Here is an 18,249-nt window from a genome sequence, read left to right on the forward strand (position 1 = left end):
GAGCCTACTGGTGCCGCGGGCGTCGTGCGGGCTCAAGGAGCCGGAGCGGCGCCGGGGCCGGCCGCGACGACGCGGCGGAAGACGGCCTTCTCCGCGCCGCGGACCGTCAGGGACAGGGAGACGAAGTCGTCTTTGGGTCCCGGCTCGGCACCGTCGGCGCGGCCGATCCAGACCAGGCCCGCGTAGTGACCCATGGCGTGGCCGCTGGCCTCGGTGTGCCCACCCGCCGGGAAGCGCGCCGTGTCCGACTCCAGCGCCTGAGCCCAGCCGCCCCGGTGCATCGCGGTCAGCGACTGGACGAGCCCGTCGGCGGAGGCGGTGTCACGCAGGTTGAGCAGGGTGTACTGGGCGACGTAGCGGCCGTCGGCGCTGGTGTAGACGCCCCGGACGGCCTGGGTGCATCCGGCCTGGACCAGCTGGTCTGCCAGCCCCTGCCCCCAGACCGCGGCCGAGCAGTCGGCGTCCAGTTTGGTGGCCGCCAGCTTCAGCGTGACCCCGCCCTCTTTGAGGGTCTTCTCGGCGAAGACCTCCTTCGGCGTCAGCGGAGCGGGGTCGGCCTTGCTCTGCGCGATCGGCGCGAACAGCTTCGGCGAGATCCAACCCTTGTAGACATCGGGCCGAGGCCGGCTGGAGATGGCCGCGGCGGTGGCCCGCTCGGGCACGAAGTCATTGCCCAGCGACGCGACGATGAAGGTGATGACGGCCGCGGCGGCCAGCACGCCGCCCACCGATCCGATGATCACCAGCAGCCGCTGCTGGGTCCGGTTCAGACCCCACTCCTCCAGCTGGGAGCTGCCCCAGGTCTGCGTCTTGGCGGGGGTACGGCGACGCTTGCGCGTGGGGGTGGTCATCACAGTCCGGTTCCTCCCAGGAGGTTGCCCAGGGCGAAGGTCAGGCCGGCCGCGATCGTGCCGACGAAGAGCTGGCGCAGCCCGCTGTACCACCAGCTGCGTGCGGTCACCCTGGAGACGAGCGCGCCCGCGCCGAACAGCGCCAGGCAGGAGACCACCGCCGAGCTCACCAGGCTGGTGACCCCCAGCAGGTACGGCAGGAGCGGCAGGATCGCGCCCACGCTGAAGGACAGGAACGAAGAGACCGCGGCGGTCTTGGGCGAGGGCAGATCGTCCGGGGTGACCCCGAGCTCGGCCTCGGTGTGCACCTCCAGCGCCTTGTCGGGGTCTCGGGAGATCTGCCTGGCCACCTCGGCCGCCACGGCCGGCTCGACGCCGCGTGACTCGTAGAGCTGGGCGAGCTCCTTCTGCTCGGCCTCGGGGTGGCGTTCGAGCTCGCGCCGCTCGACATCGATCTCGGCCATGGCGAGTTCTCGCTGGCTGGCCACCGAGACGTATTCGCCGCCGGCCATGGAGAACGCGCCCGCCGCCAGCCCGGCCACTCCGGCCAGCACGATGACCTTGGTGCTGGCCGTACCGCCCGCGACACCCGCGATCAGGGCGAAGTTCGAGACGAGCCCGTCCATCGCGCCGAACACCGAAGGCCGCAGCCATCCGCCGTTGACGTCTCGGTGCGCGTGATGGATCTCAGCGCGCCCGCCGGGCTCGCCTGCGCTCATCGTTTCTCTTTCTCCCCCTTGGATACGGCTTGCGCCGCGCCCTCCTCCTCGGAGGCGCCGGACTCCTCCGGCTCGCCGTCCTTCTCATCCTCGTCGGCCTGGTCCGACGGGTGCGCCGGGTCCGGGGCCGGGTCAGCTGTCACGCCGATCGGGCCGTCTTCCTTTCCGGCCTCGTCTCCGGCTGTGTCCACGGCCTCATCGCCATTGTCGACCTGGCCGGTCTCCCCGGCGTCGGCGCCCTGGTCGGACGGGTTCGCCGCGTCGGCGGATCCCTCCGCGTCCGGGGCGGGCTCAGGCGTCACACCGAGCGACTCCTCACCGGTCTTCTTCCCGGCGTACCAGAAGTAGGCCATCGCCGCGACGAACAGGATGATCGAGGTCCACTGGTTGAGCCGCAGGCCGAGGATGTGGTGGGCGGTGTCCACCCGCAGGCCCTCGATCCAGAAGCGGCCCACGGTGTAGCCCGCGACGTAGAGCGCGAACACCCGGCCGTGCCGCAGCGCCAGCTTACGGCCCACCCAGATCAGGGAGAACGCCAGGCCCAGGTCCCAGATCGACTCATACAGGAACGCGGGGTGGTAGGTGGCTTCGCCCGGCACCGTGCCCGGCCGGTCGGGGTCGATCTCCAGGCCCCACGGCAGGTCGGTGGGGCTGCCGAACAGCTCCTGGTTGAAGTAGTTTCCCCAGCGGCCGATGGCCTGGGCCACCGCGATGCCGGGGGCGACGGTGTCGGCCACCGCCGACAGGGAGATCCCCCTGTTGCGGCAGCCGAACCACACGCCCAGGGCACCGAGCGCGACGGCCCCCCAGATGCCCAGCCCACCCTTCCAGATGAACAGCGCCTCGATCGGCTCGTTGGGCGCGTCCGGCCCGAAGTAAAGCTGCCAGTCGGTGATGACGTGGTAGAGACGTCCGCCGACCAGGCCGAACGGCACGGCCCAGACGGCGAGGTCCACGATCGTTCCCGGCGCGCCGCCGCGGGCGCGCCAGCGGCGCTCACCGATGATGACGGCGACGATGACGCCGAGCACGATGCACAGTGCGTAGGCCCGGATGGGGATCACTCCGAAGAGGTACCAGACCCCTTGGGACGGGCTGGGAATCGAGGCGAGGGGCATGTCAGGTGACGTTACCGTGTCGCGGGCTACTTGGCGGCATCAAGAATCGCCTGGCGCAGTTCGGCCGGCCTGAACACCACCTGGTTGGCCACCTCGGTGCCGTTGAGGTGCAGCGTCGGAGTGCCCTTGATCTTGACCTCGGCCATCGTCTTGGTGCTGTACGCGGCGTGCGCGGCCGACTTCTCCTGGCTGGTCACGCACTTGTCGAAGGCGGGGTCGGTGACCCCGGCGTCCTTGCCCCAGGCGACCAGGTCCTCGATCTTGAAGCCCTCGACGGTCTCCGAAGGCTGCTTGGCGAACAGGGTGTCGTGATATTTGATCCACGGGGCACCGCCCGCCACGCAACGAACCGCCGCTCCGGCACGCAGGGAGTTGGCGCGGGTGATGCCCTTGTTCATCTCCCTCGGGAAGATCGTGATGGGGTGGTAGACCACCTTGACCTTGCCCTCGGCGGCCAGGTTCTTGATCGTGGCGCCGCTGGTCTCCTCCAGGAGCCTGCACGCGGGGCACTGGAAGTCCTCGTAGACGTCCAGCACCGGCTTTTCCACGCCCTCCCGAGCCATCACGAAAGAACCGTCGGCGGCGGCGGTCACCGGCGCCAGCGCCGTGGTCGCCTCCTCCGATCTGCTGCCCTGGACGGCGAACCACCAGCCGGCCCCGACGGCGCCGAGCGCGACGACCGCCACGGTCGTGATCGTCGCGATGCGCCTGAGCCGCTCTTTCTTCCGCTCCTCCTCGCGCAACGCCTTGATCCGGTCACGCGCCGACTGATCCCGCGCGGCCTTGCCCATCAGTGCTTCTCCTTTGCCTAAGGCTTCTCCTCCTCGCCCTCGACGCCGTCGTACGGCTCTCGCACGGAGGTCAGGCCCAGCGCCGAGTCCAGCGCGAGCCGTCCCGGCCCGAACCAGGCGACGACCGCGCCGAGCGCGAAGAGACCGAAGTCACGCAGGATGGTGACGAGGTAGTCGGGCTCCTCCCCTGCCGCGAGCTGACCGTCGCCGCCGAAGCAGCCGCAGTCGATGCGCAGCCCACGCGCCCACGCCAAGGCGATGCCGATGACGAAGGCCAGCATGAGCAGCGCGGAGACGATGCCCGCGACACGCGTGAGTAGCCCGGCAACCAGCAACACCCCTACGACGATCTCCAGAATGGGCAGGCCGTAGCCGACCACCGTGGCGAGCGAGTCTGGAAGCAGTTCGTATGCCTTGACCGCCTGGACGGACAGCACCGGCGCGCCGATCTTCTGCCAACCTGCGACGATCAGCACGCCCGCGAGCACCAGCCGAGAGGTGGTCGTCACCCAGAGTAGCGCCGAACTCACTGGGCGCGATCGCAAGGAGGTGGGCTTGTCGGAAGTCACGAGCATAATCGTCTCCTATTTCGGGCCCCCGTAATGGCCTGACTTCCACGGATATAAGTGCTATCCCAGGAAAGTCGCATCACGGCCGCGTCGCCCTGTCCATGGCCTCCCACCTGCGGGATCGGCCGGCCGAGCCGCTATGAACCGGGAAATCGTAACCGAAACTCCGGGCCACGGTGCCTTGTCTGCGAGCAGAGACGCGGGTGCGGATCCGGATCGGCTGGAACCTCCGGATTCGTCCATAAGAGCATGTCAAGTACCACTTCAGGGTACGCGTACGGCGGCCGGACCCGCCTTCATGCCGCGCGCGACGAGGCCGGACCGGGCGAATCCCACTGGAAGGCCTCTCCGCGGTGTTGTAGGGCGTGGACACGCCCCGGCGCTCGCCGTTCCTTGGATAAGTCCACCGCGGATCGCCGGACCCTCTGACGGCCTCCTGGCGTCGCCCGGACGGCGGCTCCCGGTCCTGACTGACGACAGATCACGAACTCGGGGCGTCAGGCGGATGAACGATCATGATCGTCGGTGCGGCCGTTCACCAGGACGGCCGCACCGCGGAGAATCTCGGGAGGCGGCGGTCAGCCGCGGACGCCCGCCGCCAGCTCGGCGCCCAGCTCCCGCACCGCCGCCAGGCCGGAGGCCTCGTCGGGGGCGTCCAGGAGACGGCGGATGAAGGCGGAGCCGACGATGACGCCGTCGGCGTAGCGGGCCACCTCGGCGGCCTGCTTGCCGGTGCCGACCCCCAGGCCGACGCAGACCGGCAGGTCGGTGTGGAGGCGGGTCCGCTCGACGAGACCCTGGGCGGCCGAGCTGACCGACTCGCGGGCGCCGGTGACGCCCATCAGCGAGGCCGCGTAGACGAAACCGGTGCAGCAGTCGACGACGGCCCGGATGCGGGACTCGGGAGAACTCGGGGCGACGAGGAAGACGGTGTCGATCCCGGCGTCGGCGCTGGCCTCGCGCCAGGGCCCGGACTCCTCCGGAGTCAGGTCGGGGGTGATGGTGCCCACCCCGCCCGCGTTCGCCAGGTCACGGGCGAACCGCTCGACGCCGTAGCGGTCGATCGGATTCCAGTAGGTCATGACCAGCGTGGCGGCGCCCGTCGCGGCCACGCCCTCGACCGTGCGCAGCACGTCGGCGATGCGGGTGCCGTTGGTCAGCGCCCTGTGCACGGCGTCCTGGATCGTCGGGCCGTCCATGAGCGGATCGGAGTACGGCAGGCCGATCTCGATCACGTCGCAGCCCGCCTCCACCATGGCGGCGGCGGCCCGGATCGCGCCGTCCTTCGTGGGAAAGCCGGCGGGCAGGTATCCGACGAGGGCGGCGCGATCGTCTGCCTTCGCCTTGGCGAACACCGTCTGAAGAGTCGTCATCGTTGAGTTCCGTTGCGGTTCGTGGCCTCCGTCCCCTCCGGCCGTGACCGGAGGGGAAGCAAGTCGGTCGTCAGAGGTTGAAGTACTTCATGGCGGTGCCCATGTCCTTGTCACCGCGGCCCGAGAGGTTGACCAGGATGGTCGCCTCGGGGCCCATCTCGCGACCGAGCTTGAGGGCTCCGGCGAGCGCGTGCGAGGACTCGATCGCCGGGATGATGCCCTCGGTGCGTGCGAGCAGCGCGAACGCGTCCATCGCCTCGGCGTCGGTGATGCCGTGGTAGGAGGCACGGCCGGTGTCCTTGAGCCAGGCGTGCTCGGGGCCGACGCCCGGGTAGTCGAGACCGGCGGAGATCGAGTGGGACTCGATCGTCTGTCCCTCTTCGTCCTGAAGGACGTAGGTGCGCGAGCCGTGCAGGACCCCGATGGAGCCCGCGGTGAGCGTGAGGGCGTGCTCGCCGGTCTCCAGACCGCGGCCGCCGGCCTCGTAGCCGTGCAGCCGGACGCCCTCGTCGCCGAGGAAGGCGTGGAAGATGCCGATCGCGTTGGAACCGCCGCCGACCGCGGCGGCCACCGCGTCCGGCAGCCTGCCGGTCAGCTCCAGCATCTGGCGGCGGGCCTCGACGCCGATGATGCGGGCGAAGTCGCGGACGATCTCCGGGAACGGGTGCGGACCGGCGATCGTGCCGAACAGGTAGTGGGTGTGGTCGACGTTGGCGACCCAGTCGCGGAAGGCCTCGTTGATGGCGTCCTTGAGGGTCTGGCTGCCGTTGGTGACCGGGATGACGGTGGCGCCGAGCAGCTTCATGCGGGCGACGTTGAGCGCCTGGCGCTCGCAGTCGACGGCCCCCATGTAGATCACGCACTCAAGGCCCATCAGGGCGGCGGCGGTCGCGGTGGCGACGCCGTGCTGGCCCGCGCCGGTTTCGGCGATCACCCGGGTCTTGCCCAGGCGCTTGGTCAGCAGAGCCTGGCCCAGCACATTGTTGATCTTGTGCGCGCCGGTGTGGGTCAGGTCCTCACGCTTCAGGATGATGCGGGCCCCGCCCGCCTGCTCGGCGAAGCGCGGCACCTCCGTGAGGGTGGTCGGCCGCCCGGCGTAGGTGCGCAGCAGATGGTCGAACTCGCGGATGAACGCGATGTCGTTCTTGGCCTTCTCGTATTCGGCCGCCACCTCGTCCAGCGCGGGGATGAGCGCCTCGGGCACGTAGCGCCCGCCGAAGATGCCGAACTTGCCGTGAACGTCCGGGTCGTTGCCGTAGGCGCCGTTTCCGGCGAGGTCGGCAGGAGTGAGAAGGGTTCCGTCTGTCACTGCTTACTGCCCCTCAGGTCGGGATGCGGGGTGGGCTCCGGCGGTGACCAGATCGACCACGGCGGCCCGAGGGTCCTTACCGGTGACCAGGCTCTCGCCCACCAGGACGGCGTCGGCTCCGGCTCTGGCGTAGGCGAGCAGGTCGTGGGGCCCCCGCACGCCGGACTCGGCGATCTTGATGATGCCCTCGGGGATCTTCGAGACCAGCTTGGCGAACACCTCGCGGTCGACCTCAAGGGTCTTGAGGTTGCGCGCGTTGATACCGATGATCTTCGCTCCGGCGTCGAGCGCCCGGTCGAGCTCCTCCTCGGTGTGCACCTCGACCAGCGGGGTCAGGCCGATCGACTCGGCCCGCTCGATAAGCGAGACCAGCGCGTTCTGCTCCAGCGCGGCCACGATCAGCAGCACCAGGTCGGCGCCGTAGGCCCGAGCCTCCCAGAGCTGGTAGGAGGTGAGGATGAAGTCTTTGCGCAGCACGGGGATGTCGACCACGGCGCGCACGGCGGCCAGGTCCTCCAGGCTGCCGCCGAAGCGGCGCCTCTCGGTCAGCACGCTGATGACGTGGGCGCCGCCCGACTCGTAGTCACCGGCGAGTGCGGCGGGGTCGGCGATCGCCGCCAGCGCGCCCTTGGACGGGCTGGAGCGTTTCACCTCGGCGATGACGGCCACCTGGTCGCCCCCCAGCGCCGCGTAGGCGTCCCGGGGCGCGGGGGCCCGCTCGGCCCGCCTCTTCAGCTCCTCCAGCGACACGGCCTCCTGGCGGCCGGCCAGGTCCTCACGGACGCCTTCGAGGATTTCCTCCAGCACGCTCACTTGCCCTCCTCGCGAAACTCGGAGGTCAAGTTCGCGAACGCTGACATACCCACGGTTCGCTCGCTCCACTCGCTCACGAGTAAGGCCCCTCCCGATCGATTGCCTTTGTCCAGCCGATGCTATCGGCCTTGCCGAGGTCACCCCGCCGGGGGGTGACACCACAGGTGACTTATGGGGCTAGAAATTCCCCAAAAGGCGTATTTCTCGCTATCCAGAAAACGATCATTAAAACGAGAAATAGCCATACATAGGCCGGATGTACGGCTTTCCCGTTGAACGGCCTGCCCTGCCAGGAACGCAGCGCCCAGCGCCCCCACAGGAAGGCCAGGACCGGGACCATGACCACGACGAACGGGTTGAATCCCAGGGCCGCGACAAGGTCACCGTGGGCGAGCGCGTGCACGGCCCGCAGGCCGCCGCACCCCGGGCAGTAGAACCCGGTGAGCGTGAGGAACGGGCAGACGGGGTAGTGCCCGGGCTCGTTCGGATCCACGACGCCCACGAACGCCGCCGCGGCGCCGGCCGCCACGGCGGCGCCGAGGGGCGCCAGCACGGCCCGTGCCCGCGCCCCCCGCAAACCTGCGGCCTTCCCCGTCAGCATCGGCCCGCCCGAACCCCTCCGCCGGTGACGATCTGTCACCGGCCACGATACCCAAGACGGGCCCGGATGCCCGTCAGTAACCCGACAGCGAGGCGGAACCGGCGATGGCTCCGATCGCGATCAGCCAGAACACCAGCACGATCAGGTAGCCGGCGATGCCGAGGTAGGACAGGATCAGGCCGGCGAGCCCCATGCCGCGGCCCTCCTCACCCGTCCGCTTGATCTGGCCCAGCGAGATGTGGCCGAGGATGATGCCCACGATCGAGGTGATGCCGCACGTGAACAGCCCGACGATGCCCAGGATCAGCGAGGCGATGGCCATGCCGTTGTTGCCCCGCGGCGGCTGCGCGCCATAGCCATAGGGATCGTGGCCACCGCCGGGCGGGGGGCCGTACCCGCCGGGGGAGCCATAACCGCCGGAGCCGTAGCCGCCGCCGGGCGGCGGCCCGTAGCCACCTGGCTGATTCCCATAGCTCATGAATGACTCCCCTTTATCCGAGTTGCGGGCGAAATCCTAGCGAAATCAGGGCTTTCAGAAGACGCGTACTCGCGACCGTCACCGTTCTCTGTCGTCCGGGTCGACCGTCGGATCGGTGCCGAGGTCGATCGCGTCCCACAGCGCCCGCTCGGTCGGAGCGCTCCCGGCGGTGGTACGGCTCTCGCCGCCGGACCCCGGTCCGGGGCGGTCGTACCGGTCGGACATGCCAGGCCAGCCACCCCCTCTGAGGGCGGCCACGACTCCCCCGGCCAGCAGGAACAGCCCCCCGGCCACGGCGGTCACCGGCCAGGCGACGGCGGAGGCCGCGTGCAGGCCGCCGGGATCGGCCATCGGGATCCGCTCGGCCGCGACGCGCAGCGCCGCGCTCGCGCCGCCGCCCTGCCACGCCCCGATGATCACTCCGGCGCCGCAGAGCGCCATCACGCCGCCGATGACCCTGCGCCACACTCCCCTGGTGGCGAGCACGGCGACCACCGCGGCGAGTCCCGCCCAGGCCGCCGGGCCGAGCGCGGGCGCCAGGTCCGCGGCCGGAACCGGGACCGTGCGCGCGCCGTACGTGACGGTGAACCAGTCGCGCCCGGCCGCCAGCAGCACGAGCGCGGAGCCCGCCGCGCACACGGCCACCCAGACCCACAGCGCCCTTCTGGGGGTCACTCCGGGGTCACCGCCAGCCGGTCGGCGTCGAAGCAGGTCCGGTCGCCGGTGTGGCAGGCGGCACCCACCTGGTCGACCTTGAGCAGGATCGTGTCGCCGTCGCAGTCGAGGGCGGCGGACTTGACGTGCTGAACGTGGCCGGAGGTGTCGCCCTTCACCCAGTAGGCTCCCCGGCTGCGCGACCAGTAGGTGGCACGGCCGGTGGTGAGCGTGCGATGCAGCGCCTCGTCGTCCATCCAGGCGAGCATGAGCACCTCGCCGGTGTCGTATTGCTGGACGATCGCGGGCACCAGCCCGTCGCCGGTGCGCTTCAGCCGTGCCGCGATGGCGGGGTCAAGGGACATGCGGCAATTGTGCCGCAAGCAGGGAGAGGGGTAGCCCCCGGCACGGGTGGGCGACCAGGCCGGGGGCTCCCCGGAAGACCGATCCGGCCAGCCACTTGGCGGTGGTGGAGGCCACCACCCGACCGTGCGCGTTGACCAGGAAGGCGGGCCCCTGGATCCCGCGGAGCACCGGCGAGACCGCGACCTCGAAGCGGCGCACGAGCACGTCGGCCGCCGCCACCCCGATGAACTCCCCGTCTCTCCGCACGGGCACGGACAGGGTGAGGGAGTATTCGTCGGTGCACAGGAAGTCCACGTAGGGCCCGGTGAGCGTGTGCTCGGCGCCGGAGCGCGGTCCGGCGAACCAGTCCCAGTGCGTGTAGTCGTAGAACGCGCTGCTCGCGGGGTTCATGTCCCGCAGCAGCCGCACGGGCTCCCCCGAGGCGCTCTCCTGCCACCACTCCAGGTGCCACGGCGCGTCGGCGAGCAGGCCGGGCTCGGCGATGAAGCCGATGCCGGAGATCAGGCCGCCCAGCCGGGGGAAGAGCAGCGGGCGCAGCGCGGCCAGGTCGGCGCTCACCGGTGCCGGGCCCACGATGCGGGCCGCGGCGTCGCGCACGTGACGGAGCTCGGTGAAGACACCCTCCACGAGCTCGCCCACGGCGTCGGCCACCTCGGCCGCGGTGCCGGGGGCCAGCAGCGCACGGTGCTCACTCACGTCGATCCACCACCCTAGACACACTGACGATCACGGCTGCCGCAGGCGCAGTTCGATGAGGTGCTCCACCGCGTCGAGGACGTGCCGCTCCGCCAGGGACCTGGCGTGGTCGTCGTCGCCGCGACGGATCGCCTCGGCGATGGCGTGATGGCGAGCCGACGGCCCATCCTCTCCCACGTGGGCGAGCCAGAGCAACGGTCCGATGTCAGCCTGTAACCGGATCTCTTCCTGAGTGAGTCGCGCCGACTGCGAGACGGCCGCCACCTCGATGTGGAAGCGGCCGTGCAGCCTGCGCAGATGTGCCTCGTCCCGGGCGTCGGACATCTCCTGGAGTGTGCGCCGCAGCGGCACGACGTCCTCCGGCAGCGCCCGCTGGGCGGCCAGCCTGGCCGCGGCCCCGGCGATGGCCGCGTAGTGGTCGCCCAGGTCGCGCAGCTCCTCCACGGTGAAGGCGCGCAGCCGGTCGGTCGGCTGCGGGGCCTCCGCCGGCACCCGCACGAAGCTGCCGCCGCCCCGTCCCCGCCGCGTCTCGACCAGGCCCCGCTGCCGCAGGGCCATGAGCGCCTCCCGCAGCGTGACCGTGGAGACGCCCAGCTGGGCGGCGAGCTCGGCCTCGCTCGGCAACTGCTCGCCGTCGACCAGCAGGCCCAGGGCGATGGCGTCGGTGAGCCGCCTGACCACGGCATCCACCCGTGCGGTGTTGTCCACCGGCGCGAACGCGGCCAGCCGGGCGCCACCGGAGATGTCGGCCACGGTCGTGCGCCCCCTCACCCTTCGACGGTCCCCGGTGCTCACCGGCCCGCAGATACTGCCCCAAAGACCTCATTTCCTGAGGCTCGCACCAGTGATACCGGATTGAGCCTTGCAGGAAAACATTTAACCCCATATGTTTTCGGCCATGTCAGATCCAGCTGTGAGGCTGAGCGGCCTCCGCAAGAGCTTCGGCGCCGTGGAAGCGGTCACCGGTGTCGACCTCGACATCGCCGACGGCGAGTTCTTCGCCATGCTCGGGCCCTCAGGTTCAGGCAAGACGACCGTGCTGCGGATGATCGCCGGCTTCGAGACCCCCACCTCGGGCAGGATCGAGCTCGGCGGCGTGGACGTCACCCGCCTCGCCCCCTTCGAGCGCGACGTGAACACCGTCTTCCAGGACTACGCACTGTTCCCGCACATGAGCGTGGTGGACAACGTCGAGTACGGCCTCCGCGTGAAGCGGGTCCCCAGGGCCGAGCGGCGCGAGCGGGCCCTGGCCGCGCTGGCCTCGGTCCGGCTGGAGGGCATGGAACGGCGCAGGCCGAGCCAGCTCTCCGGCGGCCAGCGCCAGCGGGTCGCCCTGGCCCGCGCCCTGGTCAACCGCCCTCGCGTGCTGCTGCTGGACGAGCCGCTGGGCGCGCTGGACCTCAAGCTCCGCGAGGAGATGCAGGTCGAGCTCAAGTCGATCCAGCGCGAGGTCGGCATCACCTTCCTGTTCGTCACCCACGACCAGGAGGAGGCGCTGACCATGAGCGACCGGGTGGCGGTGTTCGACCGGGGCCGCATCGAGCAGGTCGGCACCCCGGCCGAAATCTACGAGCAGCCCGCCAGCACGTTCGTCGCGGGGTTCGTCGGCACCTCCAATCTGATCTCCGGCGAGGCGGCGCGCATTGTCCTCGGCAAAGAGGGCACCTTCAGCGTGCGGCCCGAGAAGCTGCGCGTCACCGAGATCGACGACGCCGTCGGCGACGCCGAACACAGCGCGACGGGCACCGTCGGGGAGGTCGTCTACGCCGGGCCTGCCACCCGCTTCGTGGTCGACCTCGACGCCGGCGGGCGCCTCATCGCGCTCCAGCAGAATCTGCAGGTCTCGTCCATGGATGTGATGGGCCTGCGCGGCACAAGGGTCCGGCTCGTCTGGAACCGCAGACACGAGTTCGCGATCGTCTCGTAAGAAAGGTCGTCATCATATGCGTCCCCGGATTCTCGTCAGGCACGGCGCGGTCGCCCTGTCCGCGCTCGCCCTCGCCACCGCCACCGCCTGCGGCGGCTCCTCCTCACCGGAGCCCGGCAAGGCCTCCGCCCCGGGCCAGGCCGGGTTCACCCCACCCAAGATCGAGGCGCTGAAGACCCTCGGCCCCGGCGAGGGCCAGGTCAACCTGGTCAACTGGGCCGGGTACGCCGAGGACGGCACCAACGACCCCAAGGTCGACTGGGTCACCCCGTTCGAGAAGGCCACCGGATGCCAGGTCAACTCCAAGACCGCCGGCACCTCCGACGAGATGGTCAACCTGATGAAGACCGGCGAATACGACGTGGTCTCCGCCTCGGGCGACGCCTCGCTGCGCCTGATCGCCGCCGGAACCGTCGCGCCGGTCAACACCTCGCTGATCCCGAACTACGCCAAGGTGTTCGAGGGCCTGAAGAACAAGGCGTGGAACTCGGTCAACGGAGTCCCCTACGGCGTGCCGCACGGCCGCGGGGCGAACCTGCTCATGTGGCGCACCGACGCGGTCAAGCCCGCGCCCGACTCCTGGGGCGTGGTGTTCGACCCCGCCTCGCCGTACACGGGGAAGGTCACCGCCTACGACTCGCCCATCTACATCGCCGACGCGGCGGTGTATCTGATGGCGACCAAGCCCGAGCTCGGCATCAAGAACCCCTACGCGCTGGACGACAAGCAGTTCCAGGCCGCGGTGGACCTGCTCAAGCAGCAGAGGAAGATCGTCGGCGAATACTGGTCGGACTACACCAAGGAGGTCCAGGCCTTCAAGAGCGGTGACTCCGTGGTCGGCACCACCTGGCAGGTCATCGCCAACGTGGCCCAGGCCGACAAGGCCCCGGTCGCGGTGACCCTGCCCAAGGAGGGAGCGACCGGCTGGTCGGACACCTGGATGGTCGCCGCCTCGGCCAAGCACCCCAACTGCGCCTACAAGTGGCTTGACTGGATCATCTCCCCCAAGGCCAACGCCCAGGTCGCCGAATACTTCGGCGAGGCTCCCGCCAACTCCGAGTCCTGCTCGCTGACCGCCGATCCAAAGCACTGCGAGATCTTCCACGCGACCGACGAGAACTACTTCTCCAAGGTCTGGTACTGGACCACGCCGATCACCCAGTGCCTGGACGGCCGCACGGACGTCAAGTGCAAGGACTACTCCGCGTGGACCCGGGCCTGGACCGAGATCAAGGGCTGACCCCGCGCGACCGCCCGGACGGCGGGCGCCCCGGCGTCCGCCGTCCGGCCAGGGAACCGGATCGCCCGCCGCCCGGCAGGGACCAGGTCGCCCGCCCGGGGTCGCCTCCCCGCCCCGCGGAGCGGGAATCGCGGACCCCTTTCCTCCACACAGCAAGGAACCACAGGTGAACACCACCGCACTGGCCGGTCCCGCGCCACGGCGCAGGCTCGCCGCCTTCCTGCACCGGCACGCGGGCGTACGGCTGTCGCTGCTGCTGTCCGCCCCGATGCTCTGGCTCGGCGTCGCCTACCTCGGCGCCCTGGCCGCCCTGTTCGTCACGGCATTCTGGAGCACCGACACCTTCACCGGCGAGCTGGTCAAGGAGTTCACCTGGGCCAACTTCCAGGACCTGTTCACCCTTGACGTCTACCGGACGATCGCCCTGCGCTCGGTGGGGGTGGCGGTCGCGGTCACGCTGATCGACCTGGTGATCGCCTTCCCGATGGCCTTCGCGATGGCCAAGATGGCCTCGCCCCGGGCGCAGCGCTGGCTGGTGATCGCGGTGCTGACCCCGCTGTGGGCGTCCTACCTGGTGAAGGCCTACGCCTGGCGGATCATGCTGTCCTCCAACGGCCTTCTCGGCTGGGGATACGGCCTGACCGCGACCATCATCACCCTGTCCTATCTGTGGCTGCCGTACATGATCCTGCCGATCTACGCCGGTCTCGAACGGCTGCCGAACTCGCTCCTGGACGCGGCCGGCGACCTGGGGGCGCGCGGCTGGCGGACGTTCCGGACGGTCGTGTGGCCGCTCGCCTTCCCCGCCGTGGTCGCGGGTTCGGTCTTCACCTTCTCCCTGTCGCTCGGCGACTACATCGCCGTGAAGATCGTGGGCGGCAAGTCGCAGCTGATCGGCAACGTCGTCTACGACAACATCGGCGCGGCCAACAACCTCCCCTTCGCCGCCGCCGTGGCCACCGTCCCCGTGATGATCATGCTGGTCTACCTCGCCGCGGTCCGCCGCACCGGTGCCCTGGAGAACCTGTGAACCTGTCCCGTACGGCCCGCACGACGCTGTGGGCCATGCTGGCCGCCGGCCTCGGCGTCATCTACGTGCCGCTGCTCATCGTGCTGCTCAACTCCTTCAACGCCGACCGCACGTTCGGCTGGCCCCCCAGCGGGTTCACCTCCCGGTGGTGGGAGGCGGCCTGGAACTCCTCCGGCGTGCGCGACGCGCTGTGGACGTCGATCCAGGCGGGGCTGGGCGCCACGGCGATCGCCCTGGTGCTCGGCACGATGGTCGCCTTCGCGATCCAGCGTTACTCCTTCTTCGGCCGGAACGCGGTCTCCCTGCTGATCGTGCTGCCGATCGCGCTGCCCGGCATCGTCACCGGTATCGCGCTGAACAACGCCTTCCGGACGGTGCTGGAGCCGTTCGGCGTGGGCCTGGGCCTGTTCACCGTGATCGTCGGGCACGCCACCTTCTGCGTGGTGACCGTCTACAACAACGTGCTGGCCCGCCTGGGCCGTATGGGCACCTCCGTGGAGGAGGCCTCGGCCGACCTGGGGGCCGACACCTTCACCACCTTCCGGCTGGTCACCTTCCCCCTGGTGCGCTCGGCGCTGCTGGCCGGCGGGCTGCTCGCCTTCGCCCTGTCCTTCGACGAGATCATCGTGACGACGTTCACCGCGGGAGCCGGGGTCAGGACTCTCCCCCTGTGGATCTTCGAGAACCTCTTCCGCCCCAACCAGGCCCCCGTGGTCAACGTGGTCGCCGCGGCCCTGATCATCCTGTCGGTCATCCCGATCTACCTGGCCCAGCGCCTGTCGGGCGGTGAGGCCGGAACCCACTGACCCGGCCGGGCGGGCGGCGGCGCCGGTCAGCGGGTGCGGTCGTCGTCGAGCAGGTCGGCCGCTTGGACGACGATCCTGGGGTCGGGGCGGCCCACGATCTCGCGGTCCTTGTTGGCGTAGTCGAACTGGCTGAGGAGGTGGCGCATGGCCTCGACCCTGGCCCGTTTCTTGTCGTTGCTCCTGATCACCGTCCACGGCGCCTCCACCGTGTCGGTGTGCAGGAACATGTCCTCCTTGGCCCGGGTGTATTCCTCCCACTTGTCCAGTGACTCCAGGTCGATGGGCGACAGCTTCCACTGCCGGACCGGATCGACCTGACGGATCACGAACCGGGTGCGCTGCTCGGAGCGGGACACCGAGAACCAGAACTTCACCAGGTGGATGCCGTCGCGGACGAGCATGCGCTCGAACTCGGGGGCCTGCTCCATGAACTTGACATACTCCTCGGGCGTGGCGAAGCCCATCACCCGCTCCACCCCGGCGCGGTTGTACCAGGAGCGGTCGAAGAAGACCATCTCCCCCGCCGACGGCAGGTGGGAGATGTAGCGCTGGAAGTACCACTGGGTGCTCTCGCGCTCGCTCGGTTTCTCCAGCGCGACCACGATGGCCCCGCGGGGGTTGAGGTGCTCCATGAACCGCTTGATCGTGCCGCCCTTGCCCGCCGCGTCGCGCCCCTCGAACAGCACCACCAGCCGGCGGCCGGTGTCCTTGATCCAGTACTGCAGTTTGAGCAGCTCGATCTGGAGCAGCCGTTTGGTCCGGTCGTACTGCGCGCGGTCCATCCGCTCGGTGTAGGGATACTTCTCCCGCCAGGTGTCGACCGGGCTGCCGTCCAGCCGTACCAGGACGGGATCGTCGTCGTCGTCATCCAGGACCCGCAGATTCGGCAGCTCGTCCAGCAGGTCACTGCGGGCCGCGGCCGAGCGCGCGTCGAGCACGGGGTAATACCCGCGCTTGGGCTCGTCGCCCAGTACGCCTGTCATGAATCCTTCCTCCTGAGACCCCCCTGAGACACAAGTCTCGCGCTTGCGCTGTCTCTACCTCCAACCGGATCGGTCAACCCTCGGCGGGCCTTCCACTTCGACCATCGCACAGGTTTCCCGAACGTCGTTCATCAATTTTTGAGCCATGCTCACATTAGGTCTTGACTGGACGCCTGACAGCGGCGGATCCTTGCGGCGTCCCCCATGCAGGCCCTGTTGTGAGGTGTTCGTGGCCAGTCCCCGCCCCATCCTCAGGATGATCGTCACCGCGTTCCTGTTGATCAGTACCGTGGCCGTGGCGGGCAGCGCCGCCATGGCCGCCCCGCCCCGCCCGGAGTCGGAGGTCAACGCCCTCGGCGAGCCGCTGAGGGGCATGGCGGCGGACGGCACGGTCCGCGGTTTCGTCGACGCGCACAGCCATCTCATGTCCTACGAGGCGTTCGGCGGCAAGCTGATGTGCGGCAAGCCGTTCGATCCCGCGGGCATCTCCAAGGCCCTGGTCGACTGCCTGGACCACCACCCGCACGGTGAGGCCGCGTGGTTCGAGAACTTCACCAGGACCGGCTCGCCGGTCGGCACCCACGACCCGATCGGCTGGCCCACCTTCAAGGACTGGCCCGCCCACAACTCGCTGACCCACCAGCAGGCCTACTACAAGTGGCTCGAACGGGCCTGGCGCGGCGGGCTGCGCATCATGGTCAACGACCTGGTGGCCAACCGGCAGCTGTGCGAGATCTACCCGCTCAAGAGCAACTCCTGCGACGAGATGACCACCCTCCGGCTGGAGGCCAAGCGGACCTTCGAGCTGCAGGACTTCATCGACGCCGAGTCCGGCGGGCCCGGCCGGGGCTGGTTCAGAGTCGTCCGCGACCCCGCCGAGGCCAGGCGGGTGATCGCGGAGGGCAAGCTCGCCGTGGTCCTCGGGGTCGAGACCTCCGAGCCGTTCGGCTGCCGCCAGAGCTTCGGCATCCCGCACTGCACCAAGGAGAAGATCGACCAGGGCCTGGACGAGCTGCACCGCCTCGGCGTGCGCAGCATGTTCCTGTGCCACAAGTACGACAACGCGCTGTGCGGCGTCCGCTTCGACTCCGGCACGCAGGGCGTCATCGTGAACCTGGGCAACCTTCTGAGCACCGGAACCTTCTGGAAGGCCAGGACCTGCACCGGCCCGGAGCACGACAACCCGATCGAGCCCGGCGGGGTCCTTCCCGACCAGCTGGCCGGGCTGCTGCCCCCCGGGGTCTCGCTGCCGGTCTATCCTCCGGCGCCGCACTGCAACACCAAGGGCCTGACCAAGCTCGGCGAGTACATGCTGAGCGGGATGATGAAGCGGGGAATGATCGTCGAGCTCGACCACATGAGCGTGAAGGCGGCCGACCAGACCCTCGACATCCTTGAGGCCGCCGGCTACCCCGGCGTGATCTCCTCCCACAGCTGGGCCGACCCGAACTTCTTCCGCCGGATCTACGGGCTGGGCGGCATGATCACGGCCTACGGCTCGCAGGCCGACAGCTTCTCCGAGGCGTGGCGCAAGACCAAGGAGCTCAGGGACGAGGCCCACGTCACCGGGTTCGGCTACGGGCTCGACGTCAACGGCATGGGCCCCCTGCCCGCTCCGCGCCCGAACAACTCGGGCAACCCCGTGACCTACCCGTTCAAGTCCTTCGACGGCGGCGTGACCCTGGACCGCGAGCGCACCGGCGAGCGGGTCTGGGACGTCAACGTCGACGGTGTCGCCCACTACGGCCTGGTGCCCGACTGGATCGAGGACATGCGAGGCGTCGCCGGAAACGAGATCGTCCAGGACATGGCCGCCGGGGCCGAGGCCTACCTGCGGACGTGGGAGGGGGCCACGGCTCCCTGAGCCCGGCCCCCGAGCCCGGCGCGGGTCCCCACCGGGGACCCGCGCCGCCTCTCCTTTCCGC

The 18,249-nt window shown here is 69.8% G+C and carries 20 protein-coding genes; 5 read left to right on the plus strand and 15 right to left on the minus strand.

Annotated elements, in window-relative coordinates; genetic code table 11:
* Positions 1–32 precede the first annotated feature (32 nt).
* The 14 genes from ACFY2X_RS00685 to ACFY2X_RS00750 all read right to left on the minus strand — a co-directional run bounded on the left by ACFY2X_RS00685 (position 33) and on the right by ACFY2X_RS00750 (position 11,109).
* Positions 33–851: a hypothetical protein gene (locus tag ACFY2X_RS00685; RefSeq protein ID WP_389930335.1), complete on the minus strand. Its 819-nt coding sequence runs from the start codon at positions 849–851 to the stop codon at positions 33–35.
* Positions 851–1,570, minus strand: coding sequence for a VIT1/CCC1 transporter family protein (locus tag ACFY2X_RS00690; protein WP_389930340.1), 720 nt, complete (start codon positions 1,568–1,570; stop codon positions 851–853). Before ACFY2X_RS00690 ends, ACFY2X_RS00685 begins: the two co-directional genes overlap by 1 nt.
* Entirely contained in the window at positions 1,567–2,688 is a 1,122-nt protein-coding gene (gene lgt / locus ACFY2X_RS00695; protein WP_389930345.1) for a prolipoprotein diacylglyceryl transferase, read from the minus strand. Before lgt ends, ACFY2X_RS00690 begins: the two co-directional genes overlap by 4 nt.
* Positions 2,689–2,714: 26 nt before the next feature.
* The gene (locus tag ACFY2X_RS00700) at positions 2,715–3,479 is read right to left on the minus strand and encodes a thioredoxin domain-containing protein (protein ID WP_389930350.1); all 765 of its coding nucleotides are present in this window, start codon (positions 3,477–3,479) and stop codon (positions 2,715–2,717) included.
* A gap of 17 nt (positions 3,480–3,496) precedes the next feature.
* Positions 3,497–3,988 carry a DoxX family protein gene (locus tag ACFY2X_RS00705; protein ID WP_389930355.1) on the minus strand — a complete coding sequence of 164 codons (492 nt, stop codon included), beginning with the start codon at positions 3,986–3,988 and terminating at the stop codon, positions 3,497–3,499.
* A 638-nt stretch (positions 3,989–4,626) separates the two neighbouring features.
* Positions 4,627–5,421: a tryptophan synthase subunit alpha gene (gene trpA / locus ACFY2X_RS00710; protein ID WP_389930360.1), complete on the minus strand. Its 795-nt coding sequence runs from the start codon at positions 5,419–5,421 to the stop codon at positions 4,627–4,629.
* Positions 5,422–5,491: 70 nt separating this feature from the next.
* Positions 5,492–6,730: a tryptophan synthase subunit beta gene (gene trpB, locus ACFY2X_RS00715; RefSeq protein ID WP_389930364.1), complete on the minus strand. Its 1,239-nt coding sequence runs from the start codon at positions 6,728–6,730 to the stop codon at positions 5,492–5,494.
* A 3-nt stretch (positions 6,731–6,733) separates the two neighbouring features.
* Positions 6,734–7,543: an indole-3-glycerol phosphate synthase TrpC gene (trpC, locus tag ACFY2X_RS00720; RefSeq protein ID WP_389930369.1), complete on the minus strand. Its 810-nt coding sequence runs from the start codon at positions 7,541–7,543 to the stop codon at positions 6,734–6,736.
* A gap of 169 nt (positions 7,544–7,712) precedes the next feature.
* The gene (locus ACFY2X_RS00725) at positions 7,713–8,144 is read right to left on the minus strand and encodes a DUF2752 domain-containing protein (RefSeq protein ID WP_389930373.1); all 432 of its coding nucleotides are present in this window, start codon (positions 8,142–8,144) and stop codon (positions 7,713–7,715) included.
* Between the two features lie 73 nt (positions 8,145–8,217).
* On the minus strand, positions 8,218–8,622 hold the full coding sequence (locus tag ACFY2X_RS00730; RefSeq protein WP_389930377.1) for a DUF4190 domain-containing protein: 405 nt from the start codon (positions 8,620–8,622) through the stop codon (positions 8,218–8,220).
* Between the two features lie 78 nt (positions 8,623–8,700).
* Positions 8,701–9,297, minus strand: a complete 597-nt coding sequence (locus ACFY2X_RS00735; RefSeq protein WP_389930382.1) for a Trp biosynthesis-associated membrane protein — start codon at positions 9,295–9,297, stop codon at positions 8,701–8,703.
* A complete protein-coding gene (gene hisI / locus ACFY2X_RS00740) occupies positions 9,294–9,641 on the minus strand; it encodes a phosphoribosyl-AMP cyclohydrolase (protein ID WP_389930387.1) in 348 nt (115 codons plus the stop codon). Before hisI ends, ACFY2X_RS00735 begins: the two co-directional genes overlap by 4 nt.
* Positions 9,631–10,338 carry a cache domain-containing protein gene (locus tag ACFY2X_RS00745; RefSeq protein ID WP_389930392.1) on the minus strand — a complete coding sequence of 236 codons (708 nt, stop codon included), beginning with the start codon at positions 10,336–10,338 and terminating at the stop codon, positions 9,631–9,633. Before ACFY2X_RS00745 ends, hisI begins: the two co-directional genes overlap by 11 nt.
* 30 nt (positions 10,339–10,368) lie before the next feature.
* Positions 10,369–11,109, minus strand: a complete 741-nt coding sequence (locus ACFY2X_RS00750; protein WP_389930397.1) for a FadR/GntR family transcriptional regulator — start codon at positions 11,107–11,109, stop codon at positions 10,369–10,371.
* 127 nt (positions 11,110–11,236) lie between these two features.
* Here ACFY2X_RS00750 and ACFY2X_RS00755 point away from each other — a divergent pair, with 127 nt between their 5' ends.
* From ACFY2X_RS00755 to ACFY2X_RS00770, 4 genes are all read left to right on the plus strand, one after another.
* Entirely contained in the window at positions 11,237–12,265 is a 1,029-nt protein-coding gene (locus ACFY2X_RS00755) for an ABC transporter ATP-binding protein (RefSeq protein ID WP_389930402.1), read from the plus strand.
* Positions 12,266–12,281: 16 nt separating this feature from the next.
* Positions 12,282–13,505 carry an ABC transporter substrate-binding protein gene (locus ACFY2X_RS00760; protein WP_389930407.1) on the plus strand — a complete coding sequence of 408 codons (1,224 nt, stop codon included), beginning with the start codon at positions 12,282–12,284 and terminating at the stop codon, positions 13,503–13,505.
* Between the two features lie 166 nt (positions 13,506–13,671).
* On the plus strand, positions 13,672–14,535 hold the full coding sequence (locus tag ACFY2X_RS00765) for an ABC transporter permease (RefSeq protein ID WP_389930413.1): 864 nt from the start codon (positions 13,672–13,674) through the stop codon (positions 14,533–14,535).
* On the plus strand, positions 14,532–15,341 hold the full coding sequence (locus tag ACFY2X_RS00770; protein WP_389930418.1) for an ABC transporter permease: 810 nt from the start codon (positions 14,532–14,534) through the stop codon (positions 15,339–15,341). The genes ACFY2X_RS00765 and ACFY2X_RS00770 overlap by 4 nt, the downstream gene beginning before the upstream one ends.
* Positions 15,342–15,367: 26 nt before the next feature.
* On the opposite strand, the gene ppk2 is transcribed toward ACFY2X_RS00770, so the two are convergent.
* Complete coding sequence (gene ppk2, locus ACFY2X_RS00775) at positions 15,368–16,324, minus strand: polyphosphate kinase 2 (RefSeq protein ID WP_389930423.1); 957 nt, start codon at positions 16,322–16,324, stop codon at positions 15,368–15,370.
* Between the two features lie 229 nt (positions 16,325–16,553).
* Between ppk2 and ACFY2X_RS00780 the strand changes: the two genes are divergently transcribed.
* Positions 16,554–18,188: a Coagulation factor 5/8 type domain-containing protein gene (locus ACFY2X_RS00780; RefSeq protein WP_389930428.1), complete on the plus strand. Its 1,635-nt coding sequence runs from the start codon at positions 16,554–16,556 to the stop codon at positions 18,186–18,188.
* The last annotated feature ends 61 nt before the right edge of the window (positions 18,189–18,249 follow it).

This window comes from Streptosporangium sp. NPDC000396 (genome assembly GCF_042898655.1).
In the GTDB taxonomy this organism is placed as follows: Bacteria; Actinomycetota; Actinomycetes; order Streptosporangiales; family Streptosporangiaceae; genus Streptosporangium.

Excerpts from the sequence above, each read along its gene's own strand:
- ACFY2X_RS00730 (WP_389930377.1), bottom strand. The coding sequence starts at position 8,622 with ATGAGCTATGGGAATCAGCCAGGTGGCTACGGGCCGCCGCCCGGCGGC.
- ACFY2X_RS00700 (WP_389930350.1), bottom strand. The coding sequence starts at position 3,479 with ATGGGCAAGGCCGCGCGGGATCAGTCGGCGCGTGACCGGATCAAGGCG.
- ACFY2X_RS00755 (WP_389930402.1), top strand. The coding sequence starts at position 11,237 with ATGTCAGATCCAGCTGTGAGGCTGAGCGGCCTCCGCAAGAGCTTCGGC.
- ppk2 (WP_389930423.1), bottom strand. The coding sequence starts at position 16,324 with ATGACAGGCGTACTGGGCGACGAGCCCAAGCGCGGGTATTACCCCGTG.
- hisI (WP_389930387.1), bottom strand. The coding sequence starts at position 9,641 with ATGTCCCTTGACCCCGCCATCGCGGCACGGCTGAAGCGCACCGGCGAC.
- ACFY2X_RS00685 (WP_389930335.1), bottom strand. The coding sequence starts at position 851 with ATGACCACCCCCACGCGCAAGCGTCGCCGTACCCCCGCCAAGACGCAG.
- ACFY2X_RS00690 (WP_389930340.1), bottom strand. The coding sequence starts at position 1,570 with ATGAGCGCAGGCGAGCCCGGCGGGCGCGCTGAGATCCATCACGCGCAC.
- lgt (WP_389930345.1), bottom strand. The coding sequence starts at position 2,688 with ATGCCCCTCGCCTCGATTCCCAGCCCGTCCCAAGGGGTCTGGTACCTC.
- trpA (WP_389930360.1), bottom strand. The coding sequence starts at position 5,421 with ATGACGACTCTTCAGACGGTGTTCGCCAAGGCGAAGGCAGACGATCGC.
- ACFY2X_RS00760 (WP_389930407.1), top strand. The coding sequence starts at position 12,282 with ATGCGTCCCCGGATTCTCGTCAGGCACGGCGCGGTCGCCCTGTCCGCG.
- ACFY2X_RS00725 (WP_389930373.1), bottom strand. The coding sequence starts at position 8,144 with ATGCTGACGGGGAAGGCCGCAGGTTTGCGGGGGGCGCGGGCACGGGCC.